The 19,416-nt window shown below is 39.8% G+C and carries 18 protein-coding genes; 11 read left to right on the top strand and 7 right to left on the bottom strand.

Annotated elements, in window-relative coordinates; translation table 11 throughout:
• Positions 1 to 5 precede the first annotated feature (5 nt).
• Both ACSVDJ_RS02550 and ACSVDJ_RS02545 read right to left on the bottom strand, forming a co-directional pair.
• Entirely contained in the window at positions 6 to 1,385 is a 1,380-nt protein-coding gene (locus ACSVDJ_RS02550) for a UDP-N-acetylmuramoyl-tripeptide--D-alanyl-D-alanine ligase (RefSeq protein ID WP_439170347.1), read from the bottom strand.
• Between the two features lie 17 nt (positions 1,386 to 1,402).
• Positions 1,403 to 2,458, bottom strand: a complete 1,056-nt coding sequence (locus ACSVDJ_RS02545) for a D-alanine--D-alanine ligase (protein ID WP_439170346.1) — start codon at positions 2,456 to 2,458, stop codon at positions 1,403 to 1,405.
• A 263-nt stretch (positions 2,459 to 2,721) separates the two neighbouring features.
• Here ACSVDJ_RS02545 and ACSVDJ_RS02540 point away from each other — a divergent pair, with 263 nt between their 5' ends.
• Positions 2,722 to 3,879 (top strand): dicarboxylate/amino acid:cation symporter, encoded by a 1,158-nt coding sequence (locus ACSVDJ_RS02540; RefSeq protein ID WP_439170345.1) that lies wholly within the window; start codon positions 2,722 to 2,724, stop codon positions 3,877 to 3,879.
• 39 nt (positions 3,880 to 3,918) lie between these two features.
• Here the strand turns inward: ACSVDJ_RS02540 and ACSVDJ_RS02535 are convergent, their stop codons facing one another.
• Positions 3,919 to 4,698 carry a hypothetical protein gene (locus ACSVDJ_RS02535; RefSeq protein ID WP_518619924.1) on the bottom strand — a complete coding sequence of 260 codons (780 nt, stop codon included), beginning with the start codon at positions 4,696 to 4,698 and terminating at the stop codon, positions 3,919 to 3,921.
• A 186-nt stretch (positions 4,699 to 4,884) separates the two neighbouring features.
• Here ACSVDJ_RS02535 and mgtE point away from each other — a divergent pair, with 186 nt between their 5' ends.
• Positions 4,885 to 6,243, top strand: a complete 1,359-nt coding sequence (mgtE, locus tag ACSVDJ_RS02530) for a magnesium transporter (RefSeq protein WP_439170343.1) — start codon at positions 4,885 to 4,887, stop codon at positions 6,241 to 6,243.
• Here the strand turns inward: mgtE and ACSVDJ_RS02525 are convergent.
• Positions 6,235 to 6,402 (bottom strand): hypothetical protein, encoded by a 168-nt coding sequence (locus ACSVDJ_RS02525; protein ID WP_518619922.1) that lies wholly within the window; start codon positions 6,400 to 6,402, stop codon positions 6,235 to 6,237. The two genes, mgtE and ACSVDJ_RS02525, sit on opposite strands and share 9 nt — an antisense overlap.
• A 121-nt stretch (positions 6,403 to 6,523) precedes the next feature.
• On the opposite strand from ACSVDJ_RS02525, the gene ACSVDJ_RS02520 reads away from it, so the two are divergent.
• From ACSVDJ_RS02520 to ACSVDJ_RS02500, 5 genes are all read left to right on the top strand, one after another.
• Positions 6,524 to 7,885, top strand: coding sequence for a hemolysin family protein (locus ACSVDJ_RS02520; RefSeq protein ID WP_439170342.1), 1,362 nt, complete (start codon positions 6,524 to 6,526; stop codon positions 7,883 to 7,885).
• Between the two features lie 201 nt (positions 7,886 to 8,086).
• Entirely contained in the window at positions 8,087 to 8,800 is a 714-nt protein-coding gene (locus ACSVDJ_RS02515; protein WP_439170341.1) for a polysaccharide deacetylase family protein, read from the top strand.
• 1 nt (position 8,801) lies between these two features.
• The gene (locus ACSVDJ_RS02510) at positions 8,802 to 9,398 is read left to right on the top strand and encodes a DedA family protein (protein WP_439170340.1); all 597 of its coding nucleotides are present in this window, start codon (positions 8,802 to 8,804) and stop codon (positions 9,396 to 9,398) included.
• A 14-nt stretch (positions 9,399 to 9,412) separates the two neighbouring features.
• Positions 9,413 to 10,558, top strand: coding sequence for an MGDG synthase family glycosyltransferase (locus ACSVDJ_RS02505; RefSeq protein ID WP_439170339.1), 1,146 nt, complete (start codon positions 9,413 to 9,415; stop codon positions 10,556 to 10,558).
• A 100-nt stretch (positions 10,559 to 10,658) separates the two neighbouring features.
• Positions 10,659 to 11,234 carry a YqaA family protein gene (locus ACSVDJ_RS02500; RefSeq protein ID WP_439170338.1) on the top strand — a complete coding sequence of 192 codons (576 nt, stop codon included), beginning with the start codon at positions 10,659 to 10,661 and terminating at the stop codon, positions 11,232 to 11,234.
• A 65-nt stretch (positions 11,235 to 11,299) separates the two neighbouring features.
• Here ACSVDJ_RS02500 and ACSVDJ_RS02495 read toward each other — a convergent pair whose 3' ends face one another.
• Together ACSVDJ_RS02495 and ACSVDJ_RS02490 are read right to left on the bottom strand one after the other, a co-directional pair.
• Positions 11,300 to 11,428, bottom strand: a complete 129-nt coding sequence (locus tag ACSVDJ_RS02495) for an Lmo0850 family protein (RefSeq protein WP_439170337.1) — start codon at positions 11,426 to 11,428, stop codon at positions 11,300 to 11,302.
• Positions 11,429 to 11,531: 103 nt separating this feature from the next.
• Positions 11,532 to 12,920 carry an L-cystine transporter gene (locus ACSVDJ_RS02490; protein WP_439170336.1) on the bottom strand — a complete coding sequence of 463 codons (1,389 nt, stop codon included), beginning with the start codon at positions 12,918 to 12,920 and terminating at the stop codon, positions 11,532 to 11,534.
• Positions 12,921 to 13,234: 314 nt separating this feature from the next.
• On the opposite strand from ACSVDJ_RS02490, the gene ACSVDJ_RS02485 reads away from it, so the two are divergent.
• Both ACSVDJ_RS02485 and cls read left to right on the top strand, forming a co-directional pair.
• Positions 13,235 to 14,425: an RNA-guided endonuclease InsQ/TnpB family protein gene (locus tag ACSVDJ_RS02485; protein WP_439170335.1), complete on the top strand. Its 1,191-nt coding sequence runs from the start codon at positions 13,235 to 13,237 to the stop codon at positions 14,423 to 14,425.
• A 354-nt stretch (positions 14,426 to 14,779) separates the two neighbouring features.
• Positions 14,780 to 16,228: a cardiolipin synthase gene (gene cls / locus ACSVDJ_RS02480; protein WP_439170369.1), complete on the top strand. Its 1,449-nt coding sequence runs from the start codon at positions 14,780 to 14,782 to the stop codon at positions 16,226 to 16,228.
• 343 nt (positions 16,229 to 16,571) lie between these two features.
• On the opposite strand, the gene ACSVDJ_RS02475 is transcribed toward cls, so the two are convergent.
• Entirely contained in the window at positions 16,572 to 17,630 is a 1,059-nt protein-coding gene (locus ACSVDJ_RS02475) for an NAD(P)H-dependent flavin oxidoreductase (protein WP_439170334.1), read from the bottom strand.
• 82 nt (positions 17,631 to 17,712) lie between these two features.
• On the opposite strand from ACSVDJ_RS02475, the gene ACSVDJ_RS02470 reads away from it, so the two are divergent.
• Positions 17,713 to 17,892, top strand: a complete 180-nt coding sequence (locus tag ACSVDJ_RS02470) for an SE1832 family protein (RefSeq protein ID WP_439170333.1) — start codon at positions 17,713 to 17,715, stop codon at positions 17,890 to 17,892.
• A 116-nt stretch (positions 17,893 to 18,008) separates the two neighbouring features.
• Positions 18,009 to 19,385 carry an FAD-binding oxidoreductase gene (locus tag ACSVDJ_RS02465; RefSeq protein ID WP_439170332.1) on the top strand — a complete coding sequence of 459 codons (1,377 nt, stop codon included), beginning with the start codon at positions 18,009 to 18,011 and terminating at the stop codon, positions 19,383 to 19,385.
• Positions 19,386 to 19,416 lie beyond the last annotated feature (31 nt).

Here is a 19,416-nt window from a genome sequence, read left to right as displayed (position 1 = left end):
TCAGCTCACTCACTAGCTAAAGCTTGAACAACTTCCTCTAGCTTCATTCCTCTTGATGCCTTCACTGTAATTAACTCTCCACCTGTAACAATCGATGATAATTTCGCAATTAACTCTTGTTTATCGGTAAAGGCGAAAATTCGGTCTTCACCGAGTGAATTTTTCGCACCAGCAGCGATGAATTGACCTAATCGTCCAAATGTAAAGAGGTAATCAATTGCCTCACTATCTACCGTTTGACCAACTTGATAGTGGAAAAGCTCCTCATCTAAACCAAGCTCTAGCATATCCCCAAGAACTAAGATTCTCTTATCAAATCCTGGCATTTGTGCGGTTAGTTCAATAGCGGCTTTCATAGAGGTCGGACTAGCATTATACGTATCATTGATGAGTTTCACTCCACGAACTCCTTCAACCCACTCCATCCGCATCTTTGTTAATTCTACAGACTGCAAACCTGCTTTCATATTCTTACAATCGATTCCCATTTCATGAGCAACGAGCATTGCCGCCATCGCATTGGATACGTTATGACGACCAAGAACCGGCAAAACAAACTCAACCTCTGGGGCTACATTGACTGTAAAGCGGTTCCCTGTTTGTAACGCTTCGACTGTTAATGGATATAAATCATTGCTTTCTTCAAATCCAAATGTTTTCGTCTGAACAGTCTCCATATTGTCTATAGCATCTTTTAGTAACGGCTCATCACCATGATAAATGAGACATCCTTTTTCCGATAAGCCACTGATAATTTCTAACTTCGCCTCAGCGATGGCTTCTCTTGAACCAAGATCTTGTAAATGAGATTCACCGATATTTGTAATCACAGCGATATCTGGGGAAGCGAGCTTCGTTAATAATTCGATTTCACCTTTACTGCTCATCCCCATCTCTAACACAGCGACTTCGGTTTCGTGACTTAAAGACAAAATCGTTAACGGTAGGCCAATATGATTATTGTAATTACCTTCTGTTTTTTGCACTTTATATTTTAATGATAAAAGGCTTGTGATCATATCTTTTGTTGTTGTCTTTCCATTGCTCCCTGTAATGCCGACTACTTTAAGCTCTAGTTCATTACGGTAAGCTTTCGCTAACTGTTGCAGTGCTGTTAACGTATCCTCAACAATAAGAATGGGTAAATCCTCTGGTGGATTAGGCACATCCTTTTGCCACAAGGCTGCACCCGCTCCTTGTTCAATTGCTTGCCTAACATATTTATGTCCGTCTGTATGCTCTCCCTTAAACGGTACAAATAATTGACCATTGACTGCTTTTCGTGAGTCAATTGCCACCCCTTCAATTACCCGGTCTTTAAAAAGTTCTAGGGCATTTTCCACCTTCATCATATTTAATAGTTGTTCTATGGTCTTCCGAATCATGAAATGAATATCCACCTTTAAAAAGTATATTTAATTTGTTGTTTCTCCGCATGTCGTTCCATAGCAAGTTCAATTAATTTTTCAATAAGCTGAGGATACTCAACTCCTGTATGTTTCCATAGAAGTGGGAACATACTAAACGGAGTGAAACCTGGCATCGTGTTCACCTCATTGATGAGCAATTCCCCATTCTCCTTTAAGAAAAAGTCTGCCCTAACAAGACCAGAACCATCCAAAGAACGGAAGGAAGTAATCGCCATCTCCTTCATTTGCTTTTGAGTATCTTCTGGCATTTCAGCAGGAATGATTAACGCAGTATTCCCATCTTCATATTTTGCCTTATAATCATAGAAATCTTTTTTCGGTACAATTTCTCCAATAACTGAACACCCAGGATCGTCATTGCCGAGCACGCCGACTTCCACTTCACGAGCAATGACACCTTCTTCGACAATAATTTTGCGGTCAAATTGAAATGCTTCTTCAAATGCTTGATCAAGCTCCTGACGATTGGTGCATTTGCTAATTCCAACGCTCGACCCTAAGTTAGCTGGCTTCACGAAACACGGATAACCAAGCTCCTTCTCTATTTGCTCATAAGCAGCTTCTTTATTGTCCTGCCATACTTTACGAATAAACCATACATAATGAACTTGTGGAAGCCCCGCTTGTGCAAAGATGTTTTTCATAATGACTTTATCCATTCCTGCTGAAGATGACAATACACCATTTCCAACGTAAGGAAGGTTCATCGTTTCTAACAAGCCTTGGATCGTTCCATCTTCTCCATTCGGTCCGTGTAACAGCGGGAAGATCACGTCATACTTTCCAGATGACAGACTATCTAATACAACAGCAGATGTGTCTCCTGTAGAAAATTGCAAAGCGGAGATGTCCTCAACCGGAGCTGTTAGCTTTCCTCCCTCAACCCACGTACCGTCGATCGTAATATATATTGGATGAATATCAAATTTATTTAAATCTAGCGCACCGATAACTGCCTTTGCCGTATGCAATGACACTTGATGCTCAGCAGATTTGCCACCATATAATAAACATAATTTTGTTCTCATAATAACCTCCTGATCAATATAGAAAAGAACTTCCTTGTTTTCTATTTTACCATGCTTTCATTAAAGAAAAACAATAATTCCCTACTGCTACTCGATCTATCCTCTTGCCATCACCCTTGCATTCATGTAAAAACCTCCAAATTCACAAGGATGAGCAATATTTTTCTGAATTATCTTTTATATATTTTACCTATTAACTTTTTTCACGAATACATGTATAATCCACTTATGAAAAACAAATGTATTCTTCGGGAGGACACAACATGAAACGCTTCGGTCTACTACCTAAAATTATTTTAGCAATTGCGGTAGGTATTGTTACAGGCACCTTAGCTCCTGAGTGGTTAATAAGAGTGTTTGCTACATTTAATAGTTTATTTGGGAATTTCTTAGGGTTTGTCATTCCCCTAATCATTATTGGATTCATCGCACCTGGAATTGGCGCACTCGGTAAAGGGGCTGGAAAATTATTAGGTATGACAACAGCCATTGCTTATCTTTCTGCTGTTGGTGCTGGATTGCTCGCTTTTTTCACTGCTAAAACGATTTATCCAATTATTTTAGCTAATCAAGCTTCAAAGGCATTTGATGATCCTTCAAAAGCATTATTGGACACTTATTTCATCGTAGAAATGCCACCGATTATGGACATTATGACGGCTCTTGTCATTGCCTTTTTACTTGGAATTGGTATAGCTGCAGTCAAAGGTCATACGTTAGAAAATGCATTAAATGAATTTCGTTCTATTATTGAATTAGTCATTGCAAAAGTCATCATTCCACTATTACCTATTCATATTTTTGGTATCTTTGCTAATATGACTCAAGGCGGGCAAGTGGGTGCGATTATGAGCGTCTTTGCCAAAGTATTTATGATGATCATTATTCTGCACATTATTTATTTATTCGTTCAATATTCGATCGCTGGTTCATTAAGAAAGCAAAATCCATTCAAGATGATCAAAACAATGGCTCCTGCTTATTTTACAGCACTAGGAACTCAGTCTTCCGCAGCCGCTATCCCTGTAACACTTGAACGCTCTAAAAAGTTGGGAGTTAAAGATCGGATCGCTGATTTTTCCGTCCCATTGTTAGCGACTATTCACTTGTCTGGAAGTACGATTACATTAGTGAGCTGTACAATGGCTGTTATGCTTATTCACGACCAAGTGTACACGCTTGGAAATATGCTTCCGTATATTTTAATGCTTGGTATTACAATGGTCGCAGCTCCTGGCGTCCCTGGTGGAGCTGTCATGGCAGCAACTGGATTAATGGGCACAATGCTCGGCTTTGATGCAACGATGATTTCTTTAATGATTGCCCTTTATCTTGCTCAAGATAGCTTCGGCACAGCTTGTAACGTCACTGGAGATGGTGCGATCGCGGCAGTCGTTGACAAATTCAATAAAAACGAATAGCAATATATAAAACTCCCCGGATTGATCCGGGGAGTTTTATTAGAAAAAAACGCTCCACTCATGCGCCTTCTTATCAAATTCAAAATGACCATCCGGCTCGTTTCGAAAATTCACCTTATAATCATCAAACATCTCATCCATATTAATATAATCTCCAACAACCCACACCGGAATATCTATTCTCGTTCGACTTTGAATCGTCTTTGCTAAAGAGATGACCATTCCTTCTTTCATTTTATCTCCAAAGGAAGCAATCATTTCTTTCGGAATGGGAGGAAATGGAGTGCCTTTTCTTAATGTAAAGAAAGAGCGTTCACTTCTAAAATGACCTAATTTTAAAGAAATAGCTCGACCTAGCATGAAATAAAAATCAGACATATTGCGATAATAGGTTTTATTAAACCACTCATCATCATGAGAAAGATACACGTAGCGATTGTCTAACTTATTGTAAAATGGCACTCGCAAATGATGTTTGCAATGGCTTAAATAAAGCAATTCAGCAATTTCTTGCCCTTCTAATACATTCAATCCATCCATCTCTTCAAAATCCATCCAGCAAAAATCACCATATTCCGCAATTGGTTCTTTTAACAGCTTGTTCACATCTTCCGCCTCTACAAAATCAAATCTCGAGTGCATATTAAAATCCGCTCTATCAAAGCGATGTTTTAATAGGAGAAGGTGATTCAGCTCTCTCGGAAGACTGCGCGCAAACTCAATAAAATCAATCCCATAAGAAATTGTGTACTGATGCGATGTATTTAAGTGAACATAGATCAATTCATTCATATTCCCGTGGCTTTTCATATCTATCATTACCTCCGCATCATCCCAAATTACATGACGTTCCTCGCATCATTTTGTTATACTACCTATTTTAGCAAATTAAATTGAAAACACGTATCCAAAAATCAGATTATTTTCATATTATTTTTCACTTTTTTTACATTTTCGTTTTATAATAGATACTGATTTGCTGTTTTCACCAAGGAGGGGATACATATGATGCACAACTTAACTGAAGATCAAATGACTTTACTGATCATTAAAGCCTTGAAAGATGGAAAAAAAATCGAGTTACAAAAGTTGTTAGATGAATTGCACCCGTATGATATGGCGACGATATATACAAATTTACCTGAAAAGCATCAGACTCGTTTCTTATTACAGCTGAGCATCCCAGTGTTGACTGATATGATTCAGGAGCTAGACAACGACGATCAAATGGCTGTATTGAAAAAAGTAGGGAAAGAGCGATCTCGAAAAGTTTTAGACGATATGGATAATGATGATCTCGCCTCCTTACTAGATGATATGTCCCCAGAAAACATTAAAACATTTCTTGCAGGGATGAAAAAAGAAGAGTCAACGATCATTGAAAACATGATGACTTATCCACCTGAAACAGCTGGTCGATTAATGACGAACCGCTTTGTGTGGATTAAGGATTCTTTCACCGTTCGTGAAGCGGTGGACAAGTTGAAATCTTTTGCTGAATATGCTGAAACGATCAACTATCTATATGTAACTAACAATCAAAATAAACTGGTTGGCGTTGTCTCTTATCGCGACTTATTAATCGCTGATATTGATGAAAAAGTTCAAGACATTATGTATGCTCGTGTCATTTCAGTTTCCGTCTACACAGACCAAGAGGAAATTGCTCGACTGATTGAGCGCTACGACTTTCTCGCCATCCCAGTCGTTGATGAAGAAGGCGTTTTAGTCGGAATCGTGACCTTTGATGATATTCTCGACGTTGTCATTCAAGAAGCGAACGAGGACATCGAAAAGCTATCCGCCTCAGGTAAAGCGATTGACTTCGATACAAAAGCTGGAGTAGCTGCTTTTCGTCGTCTTCCATGGCTGATCTTACTTTTATTTATCGGTCTTGTATCAGGCAGTATTATTTCCGGATACGAAGAAACGTTACAAAAAGTCGTCGCTCTCACTTTCTTCATGCCGATGATTGCCGGAATGACAGGAAACACTGGGACCCAATCACTTGCGGTTGTCGTACGTGGCCTTGCTTCACGTGACATTGATATGAAAACGGTATTAAGTCTCGTTGCTAGGGAGTTTGGTGTTGGTTTAATTATTGGAACGATTTGTAGTGTGCTTATTTTCTTTATTGCTTTTCTTTGGCAAGGTAGTGCCGTTCTAGGAATCGTTGTCGGCTCTTCCTTACTGCTTACGTTAATTATTGGAACACTTGCAGGGACAGTAATTCCTTTGATCCTATATAAATTAAATATTGACCCTGCAGTAGCATCAGGTCCGCTGATTACAACGATTAATGATATTTTATCGTTAATTATTTATTTCACGATCGCTTCATGGTTTTTGCAACAGTTAATGTGACAAGCTTTCTCCCCACATACCAACATAAAAGCGATCATATAATATAATGTCGACCATTTGACTGAATAATCTGTCTTTAATATAATAAAGAGAATCAAACTGATGAGTGATAAGGGGTGATTCGATGGGACAGTGATCGTTCAACATAACTTCTCCCATATGCCTTCTCTTCTTAACAAGGAACAGAAGGCAAGTAAATGAAGATTGATTTCGCAATCAGGTAACTTTATTTCACAGGAGGTGACTCCTTTCCCATTATTTAATGGGATGAGGAATTTTTTTGGACATATTTGACCTGGTGCTCGTCGTCATCCTTATTGCTTTAACTGCGTTTTTTGTTGTTTCTGAGTTCGCTATTGTCAAAGTTCGCAGCTCCCGTATTAACCAGCTAATCGAAGAAGGACACCCACGAGCCATGACCGCTAAAAAAGTGATCATGGGGCTTGATGAATACTTATCCGCTTGTCAGCTCGGTATTACGATCACCGCTTTAGCCCTTGGCTGGATTGGAGAACCTGCTGTTGCTGGTCTCCTCTATCCATTTATGGAACTGCTAAATATTCCAACTTCACTCTCTCACGTAATTGCTGTTGGCGCCGCCTTTACGATCATTACTTTTCTTCACGTCGTCGTTGGCGAGCTAGCCCCAAAAACATTAGCCATTCAAAAAGCGGAGGCCATGACATTAATTGTCTCAAAGCCTTTAATCTTTTTTTATAAAGCGATGTATCCTTTTATTTGGATGCTTAACAGTTCCGCTCGTGTCGTCATTGGCTTATTCGGCTTAAAACCTGTTTCAGAAAACGACCTCGCTCACTCTGAAGAGGAATTGCGCATCATTTTATCAGAAAGTTTAAAAAGTGGAGAAATTAATCCCTCTGAATTTAAATACGTGAATAAAATTTTTGAATTCGACGAGCGAATCGCAAAAGAAATTATGGTTCCACGCACAGAAATGGTCACTCTTTCAAAGGATGAAACGATCGATTCTTTAATTAATGTCGTTTGCGAAGAACGATTTACTCGTTATCCGATCATAGATGGAGATAAGGATCATATTATTGGTCTAATTAACTTTAAAGAAGTGCTAACGGATTATGTAAAAAACAAAGAGACCGGACAGCTTCAACTAGAACAATATGTGCGACCGACCATTCGAGTAATTGACTCCATCCCTATTCATGAACTACTCGTTAAACTTCAAAAAGAAAGAATCCATATGGCCATCTTAATGGATGAGTATGGAGGAACATCTGGTTTAGTGACGATCGAAGACATTCTTGAAGAAATTGTTGGAGAAATTCAAGATGAATTCGACCTTGATGAAATTCCTCTCGTCCAAAAGGTTAATGAATCTCATTTCATCATGGATGGGAAAGTGCTCATTTCTGAAATAAATAACCTTCTCAGCCTCGATATGAAGGATGAAGATATCGATACAATTGGCGGGTGGATTCTAACTGAAAACTACGAAGCCGCTCAAGGCGATATCATTGAATACAACGGCTATTTATTCCTTATTAAAGAAATGGAAGATCGTCAAATTAAATACGTAGAAATACGAAAAAAACCACAAGTGAGTGAAGACTCGCTTACGAAACAACCTTCTCTTCCGTTGGCGGAATCTAAAGCACTATCTTAAACAATAAAGAAAGCATGTGACATTTCGATCACATGCTTTCTTTTTGTTTGATCCTCCCCCAAAAAACTAGATACCTATTTTTTTCAAACTCCTTCCAAAAAATCACTTCTTTTTCTTGTGATTCTTTTTTCTCTATGATTTAATAAGCAGGAAATAAAAAATTTTCTTTAACTTTCATCATGAAAGAAATGGAGTAATTAAATGATTGTAGTAGCTTATCTTGTTGTCCTTATACTCATCTATGCAGTTGGACCGACTTTATTTATTCGTCTAACAGGTACAGGTATTCATCAACGTGGCAAGGGGCATCAGATGATTGCCTTAACCTTTGATGATGGACCAGATCCTATATATACCCCTATGCTTTTAGATCTGCTAGATAAGTATGAAGCGAAAGCTACCTTCTTCGTAGTCGGAGCCAAAGCTCGTGCTTATCCAGAAATCGTGCAGAATATGCATGAGCGAGGACATGCTGTTGGTGTACATAACGATATTCATCTGTCTAATTGGTTATTTCCGCCTTTTTTATTTCACAAGCAGTTAAGGAAAGCAACCAAGACGATCGAGGCGATTACAGGAGAACCTCCTCGCTATTATCGCCCACCGTGGGGGCACTTTAATTTACTGTCTCTACCTGCTTCAAAGCCACTACAAACGATTATGTGGACGTCGATCCCAGGAGATTGGAAGGAAAAGGTGCTACCCCAAACGCTAGCTAAACGTATTCAGTCCGCTTGTTCAAGTGGAGCGATTATTACTCTCCATGACAGCGGTACGACATTAGGTGCCGATTTACATGCACCAGCGAATACGATCGAAGCACTAGAGCTTTTTCTGTCAGATTCTGCATCTAAAGATTATCAGTTTGTGACTATTCCTGTCCTTCTTCAAACGACAGATACAAGCGAGGGGTAAAATGGAAACACATATACTTGATTATTTATCTCAGTATGGCTATATCTTGCTATTTATGATCGGTTTTTTCGGAATTGTCGGAATCCCCGTTCCTGAAGAAAGTTTATTTGTCTATATCGGTCTATTAGCCAAACAAAGTGGGATTGCCTTTATTCCTGCCTGGTTAGCTATTGCATGTGGGGCGTTCGTCGGCATGATCACCAGCTATCTTCTCGGCCGAAAAATCGGAAAGCCTCTCCTTAATCGCTACGGAAAATATTTAGGAGTGAGCGATGAAAGAATGAAGAAATTCGCCCTCCATTGGGACATGAGAAACTCGCTAGTTGTTGGATTTTTCATCCCTGGCATTCGTCAGTTCAATCCATATTTTGCAGGAATCTCAAAATTCCCATTTTTATTTTTCACCATCATTTCTGTTTTCGGTTCGTTGATTTGGGTATTGATTTATATGCTTATCGGTTTTGTTATTAGTTCTTATATCGATATTCACCCTGTATATTTAACGATAGCAGGAGCTGTTTTCTTTATTGGATTTGTAATTCAACTAATGATCAAATCATTCAAATCGAAAAGAAATTCGAACTATACTCAGCGCTAAAGGAGTTCTACTTTATGAAGATTTTATTGCTTCCCTTATTTCGTATGCCTTCTGGGCACCATAAAGCGGCTGAAGCCATTATTGATCACTCTAGAGCGATTACAGGAAAAATGGAAGTGAAAACTGTCGATCTGTTAAGTCACTTTCATAGTGGACTTGAATTAATCATTTCAAACACCTATTTGAAATGGATTAGCAAGCAACCGACTTCCTATAGTCGATTTTATCACTTGTTTATGTATAGTAATAAGCAGAAATCATCACATTGGTCTCCTATTGTCTTATGGAATAAATATCTCGAATGGAGACTAGAGCATTTTATTAAAGAAGAGAACCCAGATTTGATCATTTGTACACATTGTTATCCTTCTAAGCTATTAAATAATTTAAAGCAACAAGGAAAAATCAGCATCCCTGTTGTCAATGTATACACTGATTTTTTCATCAATGACGTGTGGGGGAAAACATTTATTGACTATCACTTTGTTCCCCATCAAGAAGCAAAAAAACAACTTGTTGAGCAATGTTGTTTGAAGGCAGAGCAAGTATTCGTCACGGGCATTCCCGTACACCCTTCTTTTTATCAACATAAGGAACAACGCGAAAAACAATATATTCTCATCGCTGGAGGAAACAGTGGTCTCGGGAACTTGAAAACATTATTAAATCAACTCGTCAGAGAGCATGATCAGTATCATTATAAAGTTTTATGCGGAAATAATAATAAGCTATATGATTGGATCTTATCATTAGATCTTGATCAAATTGAACCAATCGCCTATACAAGTTGTCGTCAACAAATGAATCGTTATTATGACGAAGCTACGGCGATTATTACAAAGCCTGGAGGCATCACCATCACAGAAGTACTTGAAAAGGCATTACCAGTATTTATTTTAAGCGCCTTGCCTGGACAAGAGGAGATCAATATTCAATATTTGAAGAGTAAACATTTGATTTATGAATTAAACGTACATCAAACGATTGAGCAGCAATTGAGTCAGGTGCTTGATAATAAAGTAGAACAAAGCAAGTGGGTGAAGCGCTTGCTTCAATATCACCAAGAGAAAGAAGACAGCATTAGCAACTGTCTCATAAATATTATAGAGAAGCAAAATCAGCCATTTGTTCACTCCTATAAAAAATCAGCCCCCATGTAGGGCTGATTCTCTATTTCAATGCTCATCGCTAGTTTGCTTATACAAATAATGCTATAATTTCACTTATGAATGTTAAAATTTAAAGGAGATTTCTCTCAATATGTCTGATTTGATTCATCAGTTTGAAATGTGGCTATTAGAGTATGGTGTCTGGGGACTAATTGTTGTGGCCTTTACAGAGTCATCCTTCTTTCCAATCCCACCAGATGTCATCTTATTACCATTAGCTATGGCGGACCCTAACCGCGCTCTATTATTCGCTTTATATACTACTATCGCTTCCGTTCTTGGAGCGATTCTCGGCTGGGCCATTGGCCGTAAGCTTGGACGACCTATTTTAAAAGCATTTATTTCTGAAGAAACAATCGTTAAAGTAGAAAACTATTTCGAAAAATATGGAGCACTTGCTATTTTAATTGCGGGCTTTACACCTATTCCATTTAAAGTATTCACGATCTTTTCGGGCGCTGCTAGAATTCCATTAAACGTTCTCGTTATCTGGTCGTTTGTAGGTCGTGGTCTCCGTTTCTTCCTTGAAGGAATGATTATTTTTTGGCTTGGAGATCAAGCGAAGCCATTTATTGAAGAAAACTTCGCCCTTATAACAGGTACTGGAGGGCTTCTCATTATCGTGGGTTATTTCATTTACCGATTGATTCAAAAAAAGAAACAGTAAGCGATCATCTCATCCTTGCCTTCAAGGGTGAGCTTTTTTTGTTTTAAGCGGTCACACTTCAGCATTTATGGCTTCACACAAATGGCTTCTTTCAAAGAATTATACACTTCAATACGAGATTTTGTTTTAGAGACCTTCACTCCTAATAAAGCTAGACGATCCATTATTTTTAACACTCGTTGATTATTTTTCATTTTTCCACACTCCTTCAAACGTATTGTTCCCTTTTTTACGTTTTATATGAAAGAATAGTTTCAATTTTTTAATAGAAAAAAAGCCGGCGAGCCGGCTTTTTTGTTAGTTATAAATAGCTTCATCTTGTTGTTTGTTATATACATCTGCATCTAGCTCTTTCGTTACGCGGCTCGTCACGACACCCGCTGTCATACTTCCGCTAACATTAACAGCTGTACGTGCCATGTCGATGAGTGGTTCTACGGAAATCAATAGTCCAGCTAAAGCAACAGGAAGATTCATCGTCGATAGAACAAGAATAGCCGCAAATGTCGCTCCTCCACCTACACCGGCTACACCAAATGAACTAATAGCTACTACAACAATCAACGTAGCGATAAACGATGGAGAAAGTGGATCAATGCCAACAGTCGGTGCAATCATCACCGCAAGCATCGCTGGATATACTCCAGCACAACCATTTTGACCGATCGACAAGCCGAATGATCCAGCAAAGTTGGCAATCCCTTCAGGAACACCTAACGCCTTCTTCTGCGCTTGAATATTTAGCGGCAAAGTACCGGCACTAGAGCGAGACGTAAAGGCGAACGTCAACACAGGAAATACTTTCCTTACGTAAGTGATTGGATTTAAACCGACAACAGCTAAAATCATTAAGTGAATAACAAATACAATGGCTAGTGCAACATACGAGGCGATCACAAATTCACCAAGCTTGGCAATTTCCGAGAAATTACTCGTCGCAACCGTTTTAGCCATAATCGCCAAAATCCCATAAGGTGTCAAGCGAAGAACAAGCGTCACAATACGCATAACAATGCTATACAGAGCGTCGACAATTTTCTTAAAGAACTCAGCTTGCTCTGGCTCTTTTCTTTTTATTCCTAAGTAAGCCATACCAACAAAAGCAGCAAAAATTACTACAGCGATCGTCGATGTTCCACGCTGACCCGTGAAATCAAGGAATGGATTGGCAGGTATTAACGCCACAATCTTTTGCGGGAATGTCTGCCCTTCAATTTCTGTATACTTCTGTTCAATTTCTTGACCGCGAGCTTGTTCCGCCTCGCCACCTTCAATTTGCACAGCTTCTAAGCCGAAGCCGAAGGAAGTCGCAATTCCAACCGCGGCTGACACAGCCGTTGTTCCAATTAAAAGACCGATAATAAGTGTGGCAATCTTGCCCAAATTGTTCGTGATCGTCAGCTTTGTAAAAGCGGAAACAATCGAGATAAACACAAGTGGCATGACAACCATTTGAAGCAGCTTCACATATCCAGTTCCAATAACGCTAAACCACTCTGTCGATTGAAGTAACGCCTTCGACTCTAGTCCGTATAAGAGCTGTAAAACGAAGCCAAAAGCAATTCCAAGCCCTAGAGCAGTGAACACTCGTTTAGAAAACGAGATATGCTTCTTTTGCATAACATATAAAGCACCTACTAATACAAGTAAGGCGGACACATTTAAAATAATCAAGGTTGAATCCATTATTCTCTTCCTCCTTCTATCTATCGAAAAGATTATACCACTAATCCCTATAAGTCAAGTAGGTTTTATTAAAAAGATTCAAAAAACTTTTATTTTAAAATTTAACATAATCCGAGAGAAGTCCTCTTCCTCAAGGAGCATGAAGGGCACAGCCCAGCGAGTAGGGAGGGGATGAATCTCGGTTCGGCACAGCCGAAAAGCATTTTGTTGATGGGTTCCCGAACTTTGTCGAAAGAAAAAAGGATGAGAGTTTCCAGTTTTTCTTGATAGGAACGTACATTCGCTTTATAATGATGACAAAGGAGGGGGATCTCATGTATCGAACGTTGAAAACGGGCTTTAGAGCGCCACAGTCCACGCTGCAACAGTTGTTTCATCTACGTCGAATTTGCGGAACGATTTGGAATGACTGCGTGCAGCTGGCTCGGTATTATTACCGGATTCACGGCAAGTGGATTAACAAAAGCAACCTTCAAGCTGAACTCAAAGGCTTATATCCTCTTCACAGTCAGACGATCCAAGCGGTATGCCATAAGTTTTTGCATGCCCGAGAAGGAGTTCGTCAAGCGCGAAAAACGAACAAGTCTATCCGGTATCCATACAAAGAAAAATTCGTGTTTCATCCTAAATGGGTCCACAAATCCTTCGTGTTAGAAGGACGGAAACTGATACTTAGCTTAGGAAGGTGGCAGGGAAAGCAGCAAACACCTCTCGTGTTGACGCTTGCTTCGATTCCGACTGGCGTGATCAAAGAAGTAGAACTCGTCTACGATGGTCGGTGGCATGCCTGTTTATCGTATGAAGACGGCATTAACCCCGTACCAATTTCAGACGGTCATACAGCCGCGATTGATCCAGGTGAGATTCATACGATTGCCGCCGTCAATACCAGTGGACAAGCGCTAGTGATTTCGGGCAGAAAGATGCGCAGCATTCACCGGTTGCGAAACAAAAAAGTGAGGGAACTACAAATTCTCATGAGTCGGTGTCAAAAAGGATCGAGAAAATGGCGCCAATACAATCGAGCGAAGAAGTACATTCTCTCCAAAAGTGAACGACAGCTAGGGGATCTCCTGCATAAGACGACTCGTTCCTTTGTGAACTGGTGCATAGAACAAAAAGTCGGGCATGTCGCTCTTGGAGATGTGGAAGGCGTCCAGCGACACACAAGTAAACGAAACAAAAAACGAAAACGCATCCGCTCCAAACAAGTGAACCAAAAACTCAGCAACTGGAACTTTGGAAAACTCACGAAACAGTTGGTTTATAAATTAGAAGCGGCTGGCATCTCGTTATCGAAAGAAAGCGAAGCCTACACGACGCAAGCATGCCCTGCTTGTGGAAAACGAAATAAAGTCCGTTCGCGAAACTACCGATGTTCTTGCGGCTATGAACGGCATCGGGATGTCCATGGTGCAGGGAATATTTTATCTCAGTACTTGCACGGGAAGTTTCGAGAAGTGATGCTAACTGACATCACGTATCTACGTCCTGTACAGGCGTAGTAGATGGGCAGAACCACCCCAGAGGGAGTTCGACTCTCTCTGTTGCTTACGGTGGCAGCATGCTGTCGAGAGATATCTTGCGTCAAGACCACTGCTTCCATATGGGAGCGTCAGTCCCCAAGAAAGACGAGGGTGTCGTGTACACCTATGGACATTGTCCAGTTTCTGATATCGAGGGGATCGACAAGAAACCTCCACCTCAAGTGCGAAGCAATAGGTGGGGGAGGTTCATTTAGATTAGAGATGTTTTTTGTCGATAGTAAAATGCATTGCAAATTGGTAAAATAATATATATTATTACGAGCATGACCTCATGTGAAAATTTAATACAAAAAGGTGGCTACAATTATGGACATGGATGTATGGGGTTGGCTCGCGACCGCTCTGTTATTATTAAATATTGTCTTGTCTTCTGTCGTTATTTTTTTAGAAAGAAAAGACGCATCTGCTACATGGGCATGGCTGATGGTATTATTTTTCATCCCTATACTCGGATTTATTCTGTATTTAATTTTCGGACAAAATTTAAGCAGACAGCGGCTGTTTGATTGGGATGATAAAAAGAAAATCGGTATTGATGCCACGATTAAGAAACAGATGGAAGATATTCATCTTGGGCAATTTGATTTTCGCAACCCACACACCGCAGAAAATGAAGATTTAGTATCAATGTTTTTACGGAATAATGATTCTGTTTTAACAGAAGATAATGACTTAACAATCTATACAGATGGTAGAGAAAAATTTAATGCTCTCTTGAATGATATGCGGCAAGCAACCGACCATATTCATTTGCAATATTATATTTTGCGACTCGACAATCTCGGTTCTGAAATTATTAATTTATTAACAGAAAAAGCGAAACAAGGTGTCGAAGTGAGAATTCTTTATGATGAAATGGGCTCACGCGGCGTCCGCAAACAGCATTTCAAAGAATTAATGGATGCTGGTGGATTAGTTGAGGTCTTCTTCCCTTCTCGCCTTCCGTTAATTAACTTACGCCTAAATTATCGAAATCACCGAAAGCTCGTCATCATTGATGGAAAAGTTGGCTACGTGGGTGGCTTTAATGTCGGCGATGAATATTTGGGCTTAGACCCTAAATTCGGCTATTGGCGCGACACCCATCTACGAATTGAAGGGACAGCTGTGCATTCGATTCAAACGCGCTTTATTTTAGATTGGAATCAAGCCTCTGCTAATCATGACATTGACTATTCAGATCATCTGTTTCCACATCAACCTAGCGACAATGATATTTCTATGCAAATTGTGACAAGCGGTCCTGATTCTGAGTGGGAACAAATTAAAAGCGGCTATATTAAAATGATTTCTTCAGCTAAAAAATCGATTTATATTCAATCACCTTATTTTATCCCGGATGCAAGCTTGCTTGATGCCTTAAGAATCGCTGCTCTTTGCGGAGTCGATGTTCGAATTATGATCCCAAACAAGCCTGACCATATGTTCGTTTATTGGGCGACCTATTCCAACGTAGGTGAACTCATTAAAGCAGGCGCCAAAATTTACATTTATGATAATGGCTTTATTCACGCCAAAACGATTGTCGTTGACGAAAAGCTAAGCTCTGTTGGTACAGCTAATATTGACGTCCGAAGCTTCAAGCTTAATTTTGAAGTCAATGCATTCATTTATAATCATGAAACGGGTAAAAAATTAGCTCAGATTTTTGAAGACGACATGGAATTATCTTTCGAATTAACCGAAGAAAAGTATCAGAATCGTTCAACTGTCATTAAATTCAAAGAATCAGTCTCTAGATTGCTTTCGCCGATCTTGTAAAAAGAAGGTGTCCATTGAGGATGCCTTCTTTTTTATATTTCTCAAACACTCGCGAAGAGTGGTGACTGATCATTTCAAGTCGAGCTACGCAACGAGCAAAAAAATGTGACAATCCTTTAAAAATATTTTGAATTTTCTGTGACAATATTATATAATGAATTTATAAATTACTAATGAGGTGATGGTTATGGATCGCGCACTAATGAAAAAACTAAATAAACAAGGAGTAATCTTCGCCGCTATTCACACTATTTTCTTTTTAAACTTAGCCTTTGAATTTATTCAATTTTATTAAACAATATAGAAGGATCAACCTACAAAAATCGGTTGATCCTTTTCATGTTCACCTTCTTATCTTCTGTACACCAGATTGAAATGCCTCTCCCACTTCTTTTTCTATTAATCTTACTAAATCTCCCGCTGTCTGACGTTTACTTAAACGTGGACTTTGTCCCGACCACAGTGACAAATAATCCCCTTTATTGAGCTTCGCTGCTTGCTTTCGGATTCCAGCCGTAAGAGCGTTTTGCAATGGATAAGGAGGCAAGTCAGCTTCATGCTCTTGCATCTCGGTCAAAAAGCGATTGGCGATTCCTCTTGCCGACTTCCCAGAAAAGGCTTTTGTCAGTACAGCATCTTTTTCATTCGCTGCTAAAATCGCTTCTTTATGAAGTGGATGAGCGCCACTCTCCTCTGTTACTAAAAAAGCCGTCCCCATCTGTACAGCTGAGGCACCGAGACAAAGAGCGGCTGCTACCCCTTGACCGTTCATCATTCCGCCTGCTGCAATGACTGGAATTTGTACCTCTTGAACAGCTTGTGGCAACAATGACATCAAACCGATTAAACGTTCCGGTTGCTGAAAGCTTCCCCGATGTCCACCCGCCTCACTTCCTTGAACAACGACAGCATCCATCCCTGCCTGCTCAACAGCGATTGCTTCATCAACCGTAGTCGCCGTTCCGATAACAATCGTTCCATTAGCCTTCAATTGCTGAATGACCTCTTCTTCCGGCAAGCCAAAGGTAAAAGAACAAATCGGTACTTTTTCTGTTAATACGACTTCAAGCTGTTCTAAATAAGCCGATTGCGCCGTAACCATTTCTGATATATCCGGCTCCATCTCTAGCTCTTGTCGATACGATGCGAGCACCTGTTGAGCATATGTTACTTTTTCAGAAGCATCCTCCACTGCTTCCGGCACGAAAAGATTAATACCAAAAGGAGCATCCGTTAGCTTTTTTACTTGATGAATAAATTGCTTGGTCTGCTCTCCTGACAAATAACCAGCCCCGATATTTCCAAGACCACCTGCATTTGAAACGGCTGCTACTAACTCTGGGGTCGTGACACCTGCCATCGGTGCTTGCCATACGAATCGATCAATAGTTAAATCAAACATTGAAAAGCCTCCCTTTTCACTAATATTGCCAAACACCTAACTAATCTACTAGAATAAAAGAAAACTAAAAGGAGCAAAGATCATGACTAAATCAGAACTTGAATATAAAATTGCTGAATTAAAAATGGATTACATCCGAGTCCAAGGTGATATTGAAAAATTGGAGTCAACCGGACAAGGAATTTCTAAAGCTGAGGAACAGCTCGTTCACATGGAACAACAACTAAAAGAACTAAATGACAAGCTGTCCAAATTAGTTTAAAACAATTTTGATTTTTTTGAAATAAATAAGGGTGAATTATCCAACATCCATGGAATCCAAGCGAAATATTGTATACAATATTCTGTATATAAACAGAAAGGAATTGTGGAATTTTCATGGATATTTATGAAGAGCTATTAAATCAATTTGGTAAAGAAAAGGTTTCGATCAATGAAACGATTTTAGAACACCACAGTAAGGATGAATCTTATTTCAACCCTGTTCTTCCCGATATTGTCTTTTTCCCGACTTCAAAAGAAGACGTGCAAAGCTTGCTTATTTATGCTAATGAACAGAAAATACCAGTCGTTCCGTTTGGTGTTGGATCCAGTCTTGAAGGACATGCCATCCCGATTCATAAAGGGATTTCCATCGACTTCTCTCAAATGAACCGTATCATCGAGCTACGAGCAGAAGATTTAATTGTAAAAGTACAGCCTGGCATTACCCGATTGCAATTAAATCAAGAATTAAAGAAGCACGGGCTATTTTTCCCGGTTGATCCCGGGGCTGATGCCACTATCGGTGGGATGATAGCGACGAATGCGAGCGGAACGCAAGCTGTCCGCTACGGGGTTATGAAGGATCAAATTTTAGACTTAGAAGTCGTTCTAGCGGATGGACGTATTTTACATACAGGTAGTCTCGCGAAAAAATCATCATCCGGCTACCATTTAAATAGTTTGTTTGCTGGTTCTGAGGGTACACTTGGACTTTTCACTGAAGTCACATTAAAGCTACATGGAATTCCAGAATCAATTATGGCGGCTCGTGCTTGCTTTTCTTCTGTGAAGCAATGTGTAGAAGCAGCTGTGTCAGTTTTAAGAGCAGGGATTCCAATTGCGAGGATGGAACTTGTTGATGCTCGCTCTATCGCTCAAGTGAATCATTATAGCGACACCAATTTTCGAGAAACACCTTCCTTGTTCCTTGAATTTCATGGCAATGAAGCTGGCAATCACGCAGATGCTGAATTTGTGCAAGCACTATGTGAGGAGCAAAATTGCGAAGAATTTATTTTTGAAAAAGACAGTTTAAAAAGAGCACAGCTGTGGAAAGCGAGACATGATCTTTCTTACGCATTCCGACATAGTGATCCGAAAATGAAAACGATCGGAACAGATGTATGCGTACCGATTTCCAAACTGCCAGAAATGGTGGAATACGCTCGAACGCGCATTAACGATCACGGATTGGATGGAGCAGTTCTTGGACATATCGGCGATGGTAATTTCCATACACTTACGTTATTTAACCCAGAAATAGAGGAACAAGTCACGAAAACTCATTTATTAAATGAGGAAATTGTTGAATTTGCTCTTTCCCTCGGCGGAAGCTGTACCGGTGAGCATGGCGTCGGCATCGGAAAAATGAAGTATCAGCAGCAAGAACATGGTGAAGCCTTATCGATTATGGCTGGCATCAAAAATATGCTCGACCCGAATCATATCTTAAATCCAGGAAAGCTACTTCCTATGGAAACAAGCAATTAATTTGAAAGGGGCTGCTTCCTCTAAAGCTAGC

Origin of the sequence: Bacillus sp. Hm123 (assembly GCF_051842975.2) — a bacterium.
In the GTDB taxonomy this organism is placed as follows: domain Bacteria; phylum Bacillota; class Bacilli; order Bacillales; family Domibacillaceae; genus Bacillus_CE.
The sequence above is the reverse complement of the archived record's forward strand: the minus strand, read 5'-3'. Positions and strand labels throughout refer to the sequence as shown.